The following is a 14000-nucleotide window of genomic DNA, read 5'->3' as shown; positions in this document are numbered from 1 at the left end:
AACCTCCTGTTGTGCTGTCCTTTACTGCCTGATTAATCAAATTATACCCGATTTATCAAGGTGGGCTCCCCTATAATAAATTACAGGGATAGACTGTCTGCACGAAAGAGGTAAAAAAGGGATTGGTAATGGAAGAAAGCAGAATGCTGCTTCAGTTAAAGAATGTCGCCTGGCAGGCGGGAACAACGAAAATTCTTAATAACATCAGTTTTAATCTTAATGCCGGAGAATTTAAGCTGATTACCGGCCAGTCCGGTTGCGGTAAAAGCACGTTGTTGAAAATTGTCGCGTCGTTAATTAGCCCGAGCGCGGGTGAGATTATCTTTGAGGGCAAGGAGATAACGACCCTCAAGCCGGAAGCATATCGTCAGCAGGTCTCCTATTGCGCACAAACGCCCGCTTTGTTTGGTGATACCGTCTACGACAACCTTATTTTTCCCTGGCAAATTCGCGATAAACGTCCGGATTCGGATGTGTTTCTGGCCGATCTGGCCCGATTTGAGTTACCCGAGGCAATCCTCAAAAAAAACATCAATGAGCTGTCCGGCGGCGAAAAACAGCGTATCTCATTGATTCGCAATTTGCAGTTTCTGCCGAAAATCCTGCTGCTTGATGAAATAACCAGCGCGCTGGATGAAGCCAACAAACGGAATGTGAATGAGCTAATTCACCGCTATGTGCGCGATAAGAATATTGCTGTGCTGTGGGTGACGCACGACAAAGATGAAATTAATCATGCGGATAATGTCATTATCCTTCAGCCGCATGCCGGAGAAATGCAGGAAGTAAGCAATGAATGAGCATAATATTACCAATGAATCACTGGCGTTAGCGATGATGCTGGTGGTGGTGGCGATGCTGATCAGCCATAAAGAAAAACTGGCACTGGAAAAAGATATTCTCTGGAGCGTTTGCCGGGCGGTTGTCCAGCTTATTATCGTAGGCTACGTGCTGAAATATATTTTCGGCGTGAACCACAGCATTCTGACCTTAGTGATGGTGCTGTTTATCTGCTTTAACGCCGCATATAACGCGCAAAAACGCAGTAAATATATTGATAAGGCTTTTATCTCCTCATTTATCGCTATTACCTCGGGGGCGGGGGTCACGCTGGCCGTCTTGGTGCTGTCAGGCTCCATCGAGTTTGCACCGATGCAAGTGATCCCGATTTCCGGCATGATCGCCGGGAATGCGATGGTGGCCGTCGGGTTATGTTACAACAACCTGGGGCAGCGCTTTAGCAGTGAGCAGCAGCAAATTCAGGAGAAATTAAGCCTCGGCGCTTCTCCGAAAGTCGCGTCCGCGCCGCTTATTCGGGACAGTATTCGCGCATCGCTGATCCCAACGATCGATTCCGCAAAAACCGTCGGGTTAGTAAGTTTACCGGGGATGATGTCAGGATTGATCTTTGCCGGTATCGATCCGGTAAAAGCGATTAAGTATCAGATTATGGTGACGTTTATGCTGCTTTCTACCGCCAGCCTGTCGACCATTATCGCCTGCTATTTAACCTATCGGAAGTTCTATAATTCACGCCACCAGTTGGTGGTGACGCCATTAAAGAAACCGTGATGTGATGCCGGATAGCGGTTACCGCTTATCCGGCCTACGAGAGTGGTATTTGTTGGCCCGATAAGTACAGCGCCATCGGGCAAAATGAAACGGATTAGTACAACAGTGCGTACAGCTGACGACGATATTTTGACGCCAGCGCATCACCGGTACCTAGCGCAGCGAGGATCTCCTGGAAGGTCTTACGTGCCTGACCATCAGCCGCCGCGAGATCTTTCTTCAAATGGCTGAACAGGAGTTCCAGTGCTTCTTCGTTACGTCCAACCTGGTGCAATTGAATAGCCAGCTGCGTTGCCAGTGCTGCGTCCTGTGGGTTATTCGTAACCTGTTGCTGTAACTGCTGAATTTCTGGTGTATCAGCCGCCTGCTTCAGCAGTTCAATTTGCGCGACCAGCCCCTGATAACGGGTATCCTGATCCTGCAATGGGATGGTTTTGAGTACAGCTTCAGCATCTTCAGTACGATTCAGCGCAATTTGCGTTTCCGCCAGCAGCAGACCAATTTCGCTGCTCTGGTTGGAGATTTGCCACGCTTCTTTCAACAGCGGCAAGGCGTCGGCGTGGTTACCCGCTTCAATAAACTCAATTGCCTGGCGTGCTTTCAGCTCTTCTTCACTCGGCAATACTTTTTCAAGCAGTGCGCGGATAACCTCTTCCGGCTGCGGTCCCTGGAAGCCATCGACCGGCTGACCGTTCTGGAACAGGTAAACCGTTGGAATTGCGCGTAGACCAAACTGAGACGCGATCATCTGTTCGGCGTCACAGTCCAGCTTGGCAAGAATAAACTGGCCGTTGTACTGTGCAGCAAGGCTCTCCAGTACCGGCGTTAATTGCAGACAATGTTGGCTACGTTCAGACCAGAAATAGAACAGGACCGGGGTGGTCATCGACAATTCAAGGGTCTGCTGCAGATTTGATTCGTTAATATTGACAATATTTTGTGCGGACATGGAGTCACTCTCTATTCGTCTATTTGTTTCTACATGGGGGCTGACGAGCAGGCTTCAACTCAGCCGTGTAAAATTTTGTCCATTGCGCGGCCCGGGAGCAGGCGTTTGAGAAACGTCACAGCCCAGGTCACCAGCGTAACGGGATAACGCAATTTGGGTTTGTCGCTCTCAAAAGCATGGCGCACTTTGGCGACAACGGCCTCCGGACCCAATGTAAACCGAGCAGCAATACCGGGGTTCTCGACGGGCTTATCACTCTGGGTCTGGTTGACGTTTTCAGTAAAGCGGGTGCGAATGGGGCCGGGTTCAATCAGGCTGACCTTAATTCCGCTATGGCGAAGTTCCATCCGTAGCGCATCGGACCAGGCTTCCAGCGCATATTTGCTGGCGGCATACGCGCCTCGCCCTGGTGTGGAAATTAATCCCATGACTGAAGAGGTCATCACAATACGCCCTTCGCCATGAGGTAACATGGCGGGTAGCAGGCGCACAGTGAGCTGATGAGCGCCAAAAAAGTTGGCGGAAAACTGCTGTTCCATTTGCTCGCGGCTGATGGTGGACAGTGGGCCGTAAACGCCAAATCCGGCGTTGTTAAAGATCCCATACAAACGGTTATCGGTCAGGGCGATCACCTCATCGGCGGCGCGATCCACGCTTTCTGGTGAGTCGAGATCCAGCAATATGCCGGTGAATCCCATGCCGTTCATGCGCGCGACATCCTCAGGTTTGCGGCAGCCAGCCAGAATTCGAAAACCCTGGCGTTTAAGCTCAAGCGCACTTTCCAGGCCAATACCACTGGAACATCCTGTTATTAAGACCGATTTTTGCATAACTTTACCTGTCAGGATCTCCGTTGATTTACGAGTCGTGATTTACTAAAGGGGTCAATTGTTTCGCCATCCAGTCGGCAATAAACGGCTGGGCGTCACGATTAGGATGGATACCATCATCCTGCATCCATTGGGGTTTCAGATAGACCTCCTCCATAAAAAAGGGCAGCAGAGGAATATCAAACTCTTTGGCAAGCTTGGGATAAATCGCGCTAAAGGTTTCATTATAACGGCGACCGTAGTTTGCTGGCAGACGAATTTGCATCAGCAGCGGTTCGGCATTCGCCGCTTTTACGTCCTGCAAAATGGTACGCAGGGTTTGTTCAGTTTGGGCAGGTGCAAACCCGCGCAGGCCATCATTGCCACCCAGTTCGACCAGCACCCAGCGCGGCTGATGTTGTTTCAGTAATGCGGGCAGACGGGCCAGACCCTGCTGCGAGGTATCGCCGCTAATACTGGCATTTACCACCGGTGTTTTGCTGTGCCATTTATCATTAAGCAGTGCAGGCCATGCCGCACTGGCTGACATACGGTATCCGGCGCTCAGGCTGTCACCCAGAATAAGTAACGTGTCCGCTGCGGCGGCGCGGAAAGTTAACAGAACCAGGAACAGGAAAGGCAAATGCCAGCGGAAAACATTGTTGAAGTTCATCATCTTAAGAAATCCGTCGGTCAGGGTGATCACGAGCTATCCATCCTTACCGGAGTTGAACTGGTTGTCAAACGCGCCGAGACCATTGCGCTGATTGGCGAATCAGGATCGGGGAAATCTACGCTACTGGCGATCCTTGCCGGGCTGGACGATGGCTCCAGCGGTGAAGTGAGTCTGGTGGGACAGGCGCTGCATACCATGGACGAAGAGGCTCGGGCGCAGTTACGGGCGCGACATGTTGGCTTTGTCTTCCAGTCATTCATGTTAATTCCAACGCTGAACGCACTGGAGAACGTTGAGCTTCCTGCACTGTTGCGGGGAGAACACAGTGGGAAAAGCCGCGATGGTGCGAAAACGCTGCTTGAACAATTGGGGTTGGGAAAACGTCTCGATCATCTTCCGGCGCAGCTTTCCGGTGGTGAGCAGCAGCGTGTGGCGCTGGCAAGGGCGTTTAATGGGCGCCCTGATGTCCTGTTTGCCGATGAACCTACGGGCAATCTGGATCGGCAGACTGGGGACAAAATTGCCGATCTGCTGTTTTCTTTGAACCGCGAGCACGGCACGACCCTGATTCTGGTGACGCACGACCCACAACTGGCGGCGCGCTGCGATCGGCGTTTACGTCTGGTGAACGGGCTGTTGCAGGAGGAGGCATGATAGCACGCTGGTTCTGGCGCGAATGGCGCTCGCCTTCATTACTGATAGTCTGGCTGGCACTGAGTCTTGCGGTGGCCTGTGTCCTTGCGCTGGGTAATATCAGCGACCGGATGGAAAAAGGTCTGAGCCAGCAAAGTCGCGAATTTATGGCGGGTGATCGGTCGCTGCAAAGTTCACGAGCAGTCCCGAAAGCATGGATTGACATGGCGCGACAGCATGGCCTGAAGGTGGGTGAACAACTGACTTTTGCTACGATGACCTTTGCCCGGGATACGCCGCAACTGGCGAACGTCAAAGCGGTGGATGATGTGTATCCGATGTACGGCACGTTGCAGACCCATCCGTCGGGGCTGAAACCACAGCCAGGCTCGGTGCTGCTGGCACCGCGTTTGATGGCGCTGCTCAACTTAAAAATCGGAGACCCCATCGACGTTGGCGATGCCACGTTGCGCATTGCGGGTGAAGTGGTGCAGGAGCCTGACTCTGGTTTTAATCCGTTCCAGATAGCGCCGCGTCTGATGATGAACATGGCGGATGTTGAAAAAACGGGGGCGGTCCAGCCGGGAAGCCGGGTGACCTGGCGCTATAAATTTGGCGGGACACCGCAGCAATTAGAAGGCTATGAAAAGTGGCTGCTGCCACAACTGAAGCCAGAACAGCGCTGGTATGGGCTGGAACAGGATGAGGGGGCACTGGGGAAATCGCTTGAGCGTTCGCAACAATTCCTGCTGCTGTCGGCGCTGTTAACGCTGCTGCTGGCGGTGGCCGCGGTTGCCGTAGCGATGAGCCATTATTGCCGTAGTCGTTACGACCTGGTGGCGATTCTGAAAACACTCGGCGCGGGCAGGGCGCAGCTGCGCAAGCTGATTATCGGTCAGTGGCTGATGGTGCTGGTACTGTCTGGTGTAACCGGGGGGCTGTTTGGGCTGTTATTTGAACGTGTCCTGGTGGTGTTGCTCAAGCCGGTTCTGCCCGGCGAGTTGCCGCCTGCCAGCCCCTGGCCGTGGCTGTGGGCATTAGGCACGATGACGGTCATTTCCCTGTTAGTGGGGCTACGTCCTTATCGATTGTTGCTGGCGACACAGCCATTGCGGGTACTGCGTCGTGATGTCGTCGCCAACGTCTGGCCACTGAAGTTCTATTTGCCTGTGGTATTGATCGTTGTGGTCGCGCTGCTTGCCGGGCTGATGGGGGGGAGCATGCTGCTGTGGGCGGTGCTGGCCGGCGCGGTTGTACTGGCGCTCTTGTGCGGCGTGCTGGGCTGGATGCTGCTCAACGTACTGCGTGGTCTGACGTTAACGTCACTACCGCTACGTTTAGCGGTTAGTCGACTGTTGCGCCAGCCGTGGTCGACGCTGAGCCAGCTATCGGCCTTTTCGCTTTCCTTTATGCTGCTGGCGCTGCTGTTGGTACTGCGTGGCGATCTGCTCGATCGCTGGCAGCAGCAAATGCCGCCAGAAAGCCCCAACTACTTCCTTATTAACATCGCCAGCGAACAGGTAGTGCCGCTGAAAGCGTTCCTGTCTGAACATCAGGTGATTCCGGAGTCGTTCTATCCCATCGTGCGGGTGCGTCTGACGGCGATCAATGACAAGGCAACCGAAGGTAATCAGGACGAGGCGCTTAATCGTGAACTGAATCTGACCTGGCAGGATACCCGGCCGGATCATAACCCGATTACCGCCGGAAGCTGGCCGCCAAAAGCGGGTGAAGTGTCGATGGAAGAGGGGCTGGCGAAGCGCTTAAACGTGAAGCTTGGCGATCGTGTGACCTTTATGGGCGATACCCAGGATTTCAGTGCCACGGTAAGCAGTCTGCGTAAAGTGGATTGGGAAAGCCTGCGACCGAATTTCTTCTTTATTTTCCCTTCCGGTGCGCTCGACGGGCAGCCGCAAAGTTGGCTGACCAGCTTTCGCTGGGAGAACGGCAACGGCATGTTGACGCAGCTTAATCGGGAATTCCCAACCATCAGCCTGCTGGATATTGGCGCCATCCTCAAACAGGTCAGTCAGGTCCTTGAGCAGGTGAGTCGTGCGCTGGAAGTGATGGTGGTTCTGGTCACTGCTTGCGGCATGTTATTGCTGCTGGCGCAGGTTCAGGTGGGGATGCGTCAACGTCATCAGGAACTGGTGGTCTGGCGTACGCTGGGAGCGGGTAAGAAATTGCTGCGTACTACGCTGTGGTGCGAGTTCGCCATGTTGGGGATGGTCTCCGGCCTGGTGGCGGCCATCGGTGCGGAAACGGCGCTGGCGGTTCTGCAAACAAAAGTTTTTGATTTCCCTTGGGAACCTGACTGGCGACTGTGGGTAGTCTTACCCTTCTGTGGGGCGTTGCTACTCTCTCTATGCGGTGGATGGCTTGGCTCGCGTCTGTTAAAAGGCAAAGCACTTTTCCGTCAGTTCAGCAATTAATTCATTTCCTTGATGAATGCGCACCGATTTTGCCATCGGTGCGTATTTTTTTGTCTATAGAGCACAAATTGATAAACCCTTGATATTTAACAGCACAAATCAATAAAAACCCGACAACACGAGAGTATTAATAAAAGTTAATATTTGTATGCTGAATAATTGGCAGGCTATCTATCAAGGTAAAAATAATGACTATAAAAAAAACAGCGCTGGCAGTATCGATCGGCGCAGCAGTGGCATTAACGACTTTCGCCTCTCAGGCGGAAATCACGGTCCTGAAACAAGATCCGCAGGCGGGCAATCCGCTGAGTCGTCTTAACTTCACCGTTGGCGGGAGTATTCGTCCGCAGTTCCAGAATATGGCCGGTGACGATGGTAAGAATGGCTACAAACGTAATGGTTTCGATGGCGGTACTCGTTTCCGTTTCGCTGCTGATTACTATCTGTTTGATGACATCAGTTGGGTGAGTTACTACGAGCTGGGCGTTAACTTCCCGGCCATGTTCAACTGGGATAATCACTATGCTGACGGCGCCAACGATACCACGCGCCGTATGTTGTACACCGGTCTGAAGAGCGCGACCTGGGGTACGCTGACCTTCGGTCAACAGAACAGCATCTACTATGATGTGGTTGGCGCGAAAACGGATATCTGGGACTACGACATGATCGGTCAGGCACCAGGTAACGGGATCAACGGCGACTATGACGGTTCATATCGTACACGTAAATCACTGAAGTATAAAAACACCGTGGGAGATGTTGATCTCTACGCTTCTTATCTGTTCAGCGATGACTACAACCCGAATAACGGCCTGCGTTACAAACGTAAAGGCGGCGGTTCACTGGGTGTGGATTATCACATTACGGATGACCTGACCTGGGGTACGGCGTGGAACTACACCCGCGCGGAGATGCGTGGCAACACCAGCAAAACCTACGATCAAAACATCGTCGGTACTGCACTGAGCTGGAAACCGGACAACTGGACCTTCTCAATGGGCGGCGGCTGGTACCAGAACTTCATGACCACCAAAAAAGTGTCTGTAAACGACTACTTCGCGGGTGATGCCTGGGGTCTGGAATACTTCGCGGGTTACACCTTCCCGGTGGGTCAGTATGCGCTGAAATCTGTTCAGCCTTACGTCATGGGCGATCGCATTGAATACGTGAACGGTCGTAACTACCTGCGTACCGACAACGGTCTGGGTATCAGCTTCCAGCTGGACTACGGTTTCCGTGTTGATTACGAACACGTCTTTACCTCCAGCACCGACAACCTGGGTGATATGAACCTGGTTCGTCTGCGTTACGACTTCTAATCGAACCCCTGCCGCCCGATGCGCTTGCGTTTATCGGGCCTGGGAGTGCAGGGGGATCGCGTTATTTGTAAGCCGGATAAGGCACTTGTGTCGACATCCGGCTTTTTCATGCCTTCTCTCATTTAAAAACATACTCTGCAACATCATGAAATAATTTCAAGGACAGCAGGTTGTGATCTGTGTCATGTTAACAATCAGCCTGTTAACAGGCCAACAAGAACAACGCCGCAAGAACGGCGTGAGACATTACACCACAACGTTAAAATGGAGAGATTATGGGATTGCGTCAGAGTTTACGCGTCGCGACCGGGGCACTGTTGCTGGCCTGCGGATTACAGTTTGCTCATGCGAATAGCGACCCGCATACCATCGTGTTTGGCGTCGCACCGGGTCCGTATGGTGATATGGTGAAGCAGGCTATTGCACCGACGCTGAAAGAAAAGGGCTACAAGGTGGTGGTGCGTGAATTTAGTGACTATGTTCAGCCAAACATGGCGCTCTCCAACGGCAGCATTGACGCAAACCTGTTTCAGCACTCGCTTTATTTTGACAAATTCACTGCCGATAAAGGGTTGAAATTGAGTAAGCTCATCGTTGTTCCAACGGCGGGGATGGGTTTTTACTCGCATAAAATCAAAAGTCTGGATGAACTGAAGAAAGGTGATGTCATCACGCTTTCTAACGATCCGACGAACCTGGCTCGCGGTTTGCGCTTCCTGCAATCTATCGACCTTATCACTATCAAAGACAATATTGATCCCACTAAAGCCTCTGAACGTGATATCGCCAGTAACCCGAAAGGGCTGGTGTTTAAACCGCTGGAAGCTGCGCAGTTGCCGCGTACGCTGGATGGTGTGACCGGCGCTCTGGTTAACGGTAACTTTGCGGTTGCGGCAAAACTGGATCTCGCCAGTGCGATCAAGCAAGAGCACCTGGATGAAAACCTGAAAAATATCATTGCGGTACGCAGTGAAGATGCAGATAAACCGTTCGCCAAAGACATTGTTGAAGCGGTGAAATCTCCGGCTTATCGTGCGGTGATAGACGATCCGAAAAATATCTACAGTGCCTTCCAGAAACCGGAATGGATGACGGCAGCCCAATAATCGCTGCGCTTAAAGTTTAACAGGGCAGCAACGACTGCCCTTTTCGCATTTCTGAGGTCGGTATGATTGAGATAGATAAGGTTTGCGTGGATTTCAGCGCAGGCCGAGGACCGTCAACCCGGGCGGTAGATGAGGTCAGCCTGCGCATCGGCGCAGGTGAGATATTTGGCATTGTGGGAACCAGTGGGGCGGGGAAAAGTACGCTGCTGCGTACCCTGAACGCCTTAACGCGCCCAAGCCAGGGAAGCGTGAAGGTGAACGGTGTTGAAATTTCAGCGCTGGAAGGAACGCACTTACGTAAGGCCCGTCAGCGTATTGGGATGATTTTTCAGCATTTTAATTTGATGCACACCCGCACGGTGGCGCAAAACGTTGCCTTCAGCCTGAAGGCTGCCGGATGGGAGCGCAGCAAAATCGCCCCACGCGTGGCGGAGATCTTAGCGCTGGTCGGGTTAGCGGATAAAGCAAACCGTTTTCCGGTACAGCTCAGTGGTGGTCAAAAACAGCGTGTTGGCATTGCCCGCGCCATCGCCAACCACCCGGATGTACTGCTTTGCGATGAACCCACTTCCGCGTTAGATCTGGAAACATCAGCCACCATTTTGGCTCTGCTCAAACAGATCAACCAACAACTGGGGATCACGATCGTGCTGATCACTCACGAAATGAATGTGATCAAATCAATTTGCGATCGTGTGGCGGTCATGTCCGGTGGCAAGGTGGTGGAGTCAGGTGAGGTGTTTGATGTCTTTGCCCACCCGCAGCACACTTTTACTCAGCAACTGGTCTCGCACACGCTTAATCTGACACTCCCGGAGCGCTTGCGGCAACATCTGCCAGGGCAACTGCTGAAAATTTTGTTTATCGGCGACTCAGCGGAACAGCCAGTGCTGTCTGAAGTGGCGGTAAAGTTTGGCGTGGCGGTAAATATCCTGCACGGCAAAATTGAATATATCGGTGAGCGCGCGCTGGGTATTTTGGTCGTGCAACTGACCGCGCCGCATAACCCTTCGGCGGTCGATGCCGCTGTGGAACATATTCGTCAACGTACCGCACAGGTGGAGGTGATTCGTGGATGATTTATTGCCGGATTTGACGCTGGCGTTTAATGAAACCTTCCAGATGCTGAGTATCTCAACCGTGCTGGCGATCGTTGGCGGCCTGCCGTTAGGGTTTCTTATTTTTGTCACCGACCGACATTTATTCTGGCAGAACCGTTTCGTGTATCTGCTCAGTTCTGTGCTGGTGAACATTATCCGTTCGGTACCGTTTGTGATCCTGTTGGTGCTGTTGCTGCCGTTAACCCAGTTTCTGCTCGGGAACACCATCGGACCGATTGCGGCGTCTGTTCCGCTCTCTGTAGCGGCGATTGCGTTTTATGCCCGACTGGTGGATAGCGCGTTACGTGAGGTTGATAAAGGCATTATCGAAGCCGCGGAAGCGTTTGGCGCCAGCCCGATGCGTATTATCTGCACCGTGCTGTTACCGGAAGCCAGCGCGGGATTACTGCGTGGGCTGACGATAACGCTGGTGAGTCTGATCGGTTACTCCGCGATGGCTGGGATCGTGGGTGGTGGCGGGGTAGGCGACCTGGCCATTCGCTTTGGTTATTACCGCTACGAAACCCAGGTCATGATTGTTACGGTCGTGGCGCTGATTATTCTGGTGCAGGTCGTTCAGGTGCTGGGCGACTGGCTGGCAAAACGCGCAGATAAGCGCGACAGACACTGATCACTGTGCGTTAAGCCATTCGGCAACATCCTGCCATGTGCCGCGAAAGACGATTTTCGCGGCTTTCTTTTCCAGTTGATAGCGATACATCGGGTCGTAATACTCGTTGAGTAACGGCACCAGCCAGCCCATATGAGCGTCGGTGCTGCCTGTCGTCTGCTGTTCGCGCAGGGCAACGTCGAGCTGCGCGGTTAGCTCCGCAAAGCGTTGTAACCCCAGACGACGGCGGATGGCGAACAGGCCGTGATGCAGATAGTCACTGTATTCCTGCCAGCCCTGATTTTCCCCGTAAGCGTGGGTAAAATCGTGGTGCATGCGCACGAAATACTCCTCGCGCAGCCGTTCCAGACGCAGCTCAAAAGGATCGTCCACCACCGCAATGGATGCCTCGGTCATGCGCTCGCGCAGGCATTCGGGCAGATGGTTAGCGCCGATCATCCGGCCTTCATCTTCCAGCACCCACTGGCGCAAATCCTGTCGGCTGTCGGTTTTCAGCATTTCGACCGCCAGCAGGTTTTCGAAGCTCGCCTGGCTCAGCTGCGGTTCCACGGTACGTCCAAACGAGGAACCGCGATGATGTGCCAGACCTTCGAGATCCACGCCATTTGGCTGTTGTTGCACCAGTTGCGTTTTACCGTTCCCGGTACAGCCGCCAATCAGGACGATAGGTTTTTGCACCAGCGTTTCCGTCAGCTGTATCGTCGCCTGACGCAGTGCCTTGTAACCGCCTTTTACTAGCGGGTAGTCAATGCCAGACTCGTGCAGCCACTGCTGCACAATATGCGAGCGCTGGCCACCGCGGGCACAGCACAAGTATCCCTCCGGATGCTGGCGACAGGCTTCCAGCCAGGCGTTCATTCGCTGCTGGCGGGTTTCACCCGAGACCAGTTGGTGGCCCAATGCGAGTGCCGCCTCTGGTCCCTGACGTTTATAGCAGGTCCCGACGGCGGCGCGCTCGTCATCGTTCATTAGGGGGAGGTTGATCGCACCCGGCATCGCACCCTGTTGAAATTCGACGGGGGCGCGTACATCGATTAAAGGCGTACCGGCGAGCAGAATCGCGCGATAGTCCGTTCCATCGTTCATGTTCAGTCCTGAAAATACAAAACAGCAATGGAGGGGATTTTACGCGCCTGAAGAGGGGCCGGGGAAGGATAAAATCAACTCCCCGGCATTAATGGCTTATTTCAGCTTTGATTGCGCCCAGATAATTCCGCTGGCATATTCCGGCGGCAGTAGGGGAATTAACGCTTCAAGCGTGGCATTTAGACGTGCAGTATCGCTGTCGCTCAGGTTCAGGTGGCCGACCTTACGCCCTTCGCGCACTTCTTTGTCGTACCAGTGCAGATGGACCAGCGGCAATTTCAGCCAGTCGTAGTTCAGGTCGCTGCCAATCAGGTTTACCATCACCGAAGGATTGTTCACTACCGGCGTCGGTAACGGCAGGTTGGTAATGGCGCGCAGGTGCAACTCGAACTGGCTGATGCTGGCACCGTTTTGTGTCCAGTGCCCGCTGTTGTGCACGCGAGGTGCCAGTTCGTTAATCAGCAGACCTTCCGGGGTAATGAAACATTCCATCGCCATCACGCCGACATAACCCAGCGCCTGCATGATGGCGGAAAGCATCGCTTCGGCCTGTTCCTGTTGTCTGGCGTTAGCCTGCGGGAAGACCACGCTGGTACGCAGAATGCCGTCCTGATGCAGGTTGTGGGTCAGCGGATAGAAAACCGTGCTGCCGTCGTGTGCGCGAGCGCCTACCAGTGACACTTCGCCCGAGAAGTTAATGCCCTGCTCGACGATACACTCACCGTAGCAATCACCCGGCAATTGTTCCGTTTCATTCGCGTGCAAACGCCACTGACCACGACCGTCATAGCCGCCGACGCGACGTTTAACAATCGCCAGCTCACCCAGCGTGTCGAATACCGCAGGCCATTCGCTTTTCTCTGCCAGCAGTTGCCACGGCGCGGTTGCCAGGTTGAGTTTGTCAAAAAGCTGCTTTTGCGTCAGGCGATCGGCAATAATCGGGAAGACATCACGATTCACGAACGCCGGATGACGCGCCAGTTCGCGGGTTAACGCGGTTTCCGGCCAGCGCTCGATCTCAGCGGTAATGATGCTTTGCTGAAAGGGAACGGCGGCGGGTTCGGCATCCAGCCCGACTGGCCAGACCGCAATGCCCAGCGGCTCGCCGGCCTGACGCAGCATACGCCCTAACTGACCGTTACCGAGTACGCAGACCTGCTTCATGCCGCACCTCGCGGGTCCGGGTTCTCCAGTACCTCATCGGTTTGTGTTTTGCGCCAGTCACTCAGACGCTGATGTAATGCTTTGTCGTGTGTTGCCAGAATTTGTGCTGCCAGCAGGGCCGCATTTGCCGCACCCGCTTTCCCAATCGCCAACGTACCCACAGGGATGCCGCGTGGCATCTGCACGATCGAATAGAGGCTATCTACACCGCTCAACGCTGCGCTTTGTACCGGAACGCCTAACACGGGGACCAGCGTTTTCGCTGCAATCATGCCCGGCAGATGCGCTGCACCGCCAGCACCCGCAATAATGACCTGATAACCGTTTTCTTCAGCACTTTCGGCGAAGCTGAACAGTTTGTCAGGGGTACGGTGGGCTGAGACGACTTCAACATGGTGTGGAACGTCCAGCATTTCGAAGATTTCGGCGGCGAACTGCATGGTAGCCCAGTCGCTTTTGGACCCCATCACGATGGCGACACGCGCCGGATTATTGCGGGAAGACATGCGTCTAAAAACTC

Annotated in this window: 14 protein-coding genes; 8 read left to right on the top strand and 6 right to left on the bottom strand. The window is 53.7% G+C overall.

Annotated features, from left to right (window positions below; translation table 11 throughout):
* The first annotated feature begins 128 nt into the window (after positions 1-128).
* Positions 129-800 (top strand): iron efflux ABC transporter ATP-binding subunit FetA, encoded by a 672-nt coding sequence (fetA, locus tag NNO02_RS00135; protein ID WP_271449459.1) that lies wholly within the window; start codon positions 129-131, stop codon positions 798-800.
* The gene (gene fetB, locus NNO02_RS00130; protein ID WP_271441940.1) at positions 793-1572 is read left to right on the top strand and encodes an iron efflux ABC transporter permease subunit FetB; all 780 of its coding nucleotides are present in this window, start codon (positions 793-795) and stop codon (positions 1570-1572) included. Before fetA ends, fetB begins: the two co-directional genes overlap by 8 nt.
* A gap of 94 nt (positions 1573-1666) precedes the next feature.
* Here the strand turns inward: fetB and NNO02_RS00125 are convergent, their stop codons facing one another.
* From NNO02_RS00125 to tesA, 3 genes are read right to left on the bottom strand one after another with little or no spacing between them, the layout of a single operon-like run.
* Entirely contained in the window at positions 1667-2521 is an 855-nt protein-coding gene (locus NNO02_RS00125; protein WP_271441941.1) for a co-chaperone YbbN, read from the bottom strand.
* A 59-nt stretch (positions 2522-2580) separates the two neighbouring features.
* Positions 2581-3351: an SDR family oxidoreductase gene (locus tag NNO02_RS00120; protein ID WP_271454005.1), complete on the bottom strand. Its 771-nt coding sequence runs from the start codon at positions 3349-3351 to the stop codon at positions 2581-2583.
* Positions 3352-3379: 28 nt separating this feature from the next.
* Positions 3380-4006, bottom strand: a complete 627-nt coding sequence (gene tesA, locus NNO02_RS00115; RefSeq protein WP_271454004.1) for a multifunctional acyl-CoA thioesterase I/protease I/lysophospholipase L1 — start codon at positions 4004-4006, stop codon at positions 3380-3382.
* Here tesA and ybbA point away from each other — a divergent pair.
* The 6 genes from ybbA to NNO02_RS00085 all read left to right on the top strand — a co-directional run bounded on the left by ybbA (position 3974) and on the right by NNO02_RS00085 (position 11230).
* Positions 3974-4660 (top strand): putative ABC transporter ATP-binding protein YbbA, encoded by a 687-nt coding sequence (gene ybbA / locus NNO02_RS00110; protein ID WP_271441944.1) that lies wholly within the window; start codon positions 3974-3976, stop codon positions 4658-4660. The two genes, tesA and ybbA, sit on opposite strands and share 33 nt — an antisense overlap.
* On the top strand, positions 4657-7071 hold the full coding sequence (gene ybbP, locus NNO02_RS00105; protein WP_271454003.1) for a putative ABC transporter permease subunit YbbP: 2415 nt from the start codon (positions 4657-4659) through the stop codon (positions 7069-7071). Before ybbA ends, ybbP begins: the two co-directional genes overlap by 4 nt.
* 188 nt (positions 7072-7259) lie before the next feature.
* A complete protein-coding gene (locus NNO02_RS00100) occupies positions 7260-8393 on the top strand; it encodes a porin (protein WP_271441946.1) in 1134 nt (377 codons plus the stop codon).
* 275 nt (positions 8394-8668) lie between these two features.
* A complete protein-coding gene (locus tag NNO02_RS00095; RefSeq protein ID WP_271454002.1) occupies positions 8669-9499 on the top strand; it encodes a MetQ/NlpA family ABC transporter substrate-binding protein in 831 nt (276 codons plus the stop codon).
* A 62-nt stretch (positions 9500-9561) separates the two neighbouring features.
* Positions 9562-10578: a virulence-associated ABC transporter ATP-binding protein SfbB gene (gene sfbB / locus NNO02_RS00090; protein WP_271454001.1), complete on the top strand. Its 1017-nt coding sequence runs from the start codon at positions 9562-9564 to the stop codon at positions 10576-10578.
* Positions 10571-11230, top strand: coding sequence for a methionine ABC transporter permease (locus NNO02_RS00085; protein WP_005125237.1), 660 nt, complete (start codon positions 10571-10573; stop codon positions 11228-11230). The genes sfbB and NNO02_RS00085 overlap by 8 nt, the downstream gene beginning before the upstream one ends.
* Here NNO02_RS00085 and mnmH read toward each other — a convergent pair whose 3' ends face one another.
* The 3 genes from mnmH to purE all read right to left on the bottom strand — a co-directional run bounded on the left by mnmH (position 11231) and on the right by purE (position 13986).
* Positions 11231-12316 (bottom strand): tRNA 2-selenouridine(34) synthase MnmH, encoded by a 1086-nt coding sequence (gene mnmH, locus NNO02_RS00080; protein ID WP_271454000.1) that lies wholly within the window; start codon positions 12314-12316, stop codon positions 11231-11233. It abuts the gene before it with no gap.
* Between the two features lie 96 nt (positions 12317-12412).
* Complete coding sequence (purK, locus tag NNO02_RS00075; protein ID WP_271453999.1) at positions 12413-13480, bottom strand: 5-(carboxyamino)imidazole ribonucleotide synthase; 1068 nt, start codon at positions 13478-13480, stop codon at positions 12413-12415.
* Entirely contained in the window at positions 13477-13986 is a 510-nt protein-coding gene (gene purE / locus NNO02_RS00070) for a 5-(carboxyamino)imidazole ribonucleotide mutase (protein ID WP_271453998.1), read from the bottom strand. The genes purK and purE overlap by 4 nt, the downstream gene beginning before the upstream one ends.
* Between the last annotated feature and the right edge of the window lie 14 nt (positions 13987-14000).

The sequence above is a fragment of the Citrobacter sp. Awk 2 genome, from assembly GCF_028069815.1.
In the GTDB taxonomy this organism is placed as follows: domain Bacteria; phylum Pseudomonadota; class Gammaproteobacteria; order Enterobacterales; family Enterobacteriaceae; genus Citrobacter.
This window is presented reverse-complemented; position numbering and strand designations above follow the sequence as displayed.

Bases quoted from the DNA above. Each gene is read 5' to 3' on its own strand.
- fetA (WP_271449459.1), top strand. From the start codon at position 129: ATGGAAGAAAGCAGAATGCTGCTTCAGTTAAAGAATGTCGCCTGGCAG.
- purE (WP_271453998.1), bottom strand. From the start codon at position 13,986: ATGTCTTCCCGCAATAATCCGGCGCGTGTCGCCATCGTGATGGGGTCC.
- NNO02_RS00120 (WP_271454005.1), bottom strand. From the start codon at position 3,351: ATGCAAAAATCGGTCTTAATAACAGGATGTTCCAGTGGTATTGGCCTG.
- ybbP (WP_271454003.1), top strand. From the start codon at position 4,657: ATGATAGCACGCTGGTTCTGGCGCGAATGGCGCTCGCCTTCATTACTG.
- NNO02_RS00125 (WP_271441941.1), bottom strand. From the start codon at position 2,521: ATGTCCGCACAAAATATTGTCAATATTAACGAATCAAATCTGCAGCAG.
- NNO02_RS00095 (WP_271454002.1), top strand. From the start codon at position 8,669: ATGGGATTGCGTCAGAGTTTACGCGTCGCGACCGGGGCACTGTTGCTG.
- sfbB (WP_271454001.1), top strand. From the start codon at position 9,562: ATGATTGAGATAGATAAGGTTTGCGTGGATTTCAGCGCAGGCCGAGGA.
- ybbA (WP_271441944.1), top strand. From the start codon at position 3,974: ATGCCAGCGGAAAACATTGTTGAAGTTCATCATCTTAAGAAATCCGTC.
- tesA (WP_271454004.1), bottom strand. From the start codon at position 4,006: ATGATGAACTTCAACAATGTTTTCCGCTGGCATTTGCCTTTCCTGTTC.
- NNO02_RS00100 (WP_271441946.1), top strand. From the start codon at position 7,260: ATGACTATAAAAAAAACAGCGCTGGCAGTATCGATCGGCGCAGCAGTG.
- purK (WP_271453999.1), bottom strand. From the start codon at position 13,480: ATGAAGCAGGTCTGCGTACTCGGTAACGGTCAGTTAGGGCGTATGCTG.
- mnmH (WP_271454000.1), bottom strand. From the start codon at position 12,316: ATGAACGATGGAACGGACTATCGCGCGATTCTGCTCGCCGGTACGCCT.
- fetB (WP_271441940.1), top strand. From the start codon at position 793: ATGAATGAGCATAATATTACCAATGAATCACTGGCGTTAGCGATGATG.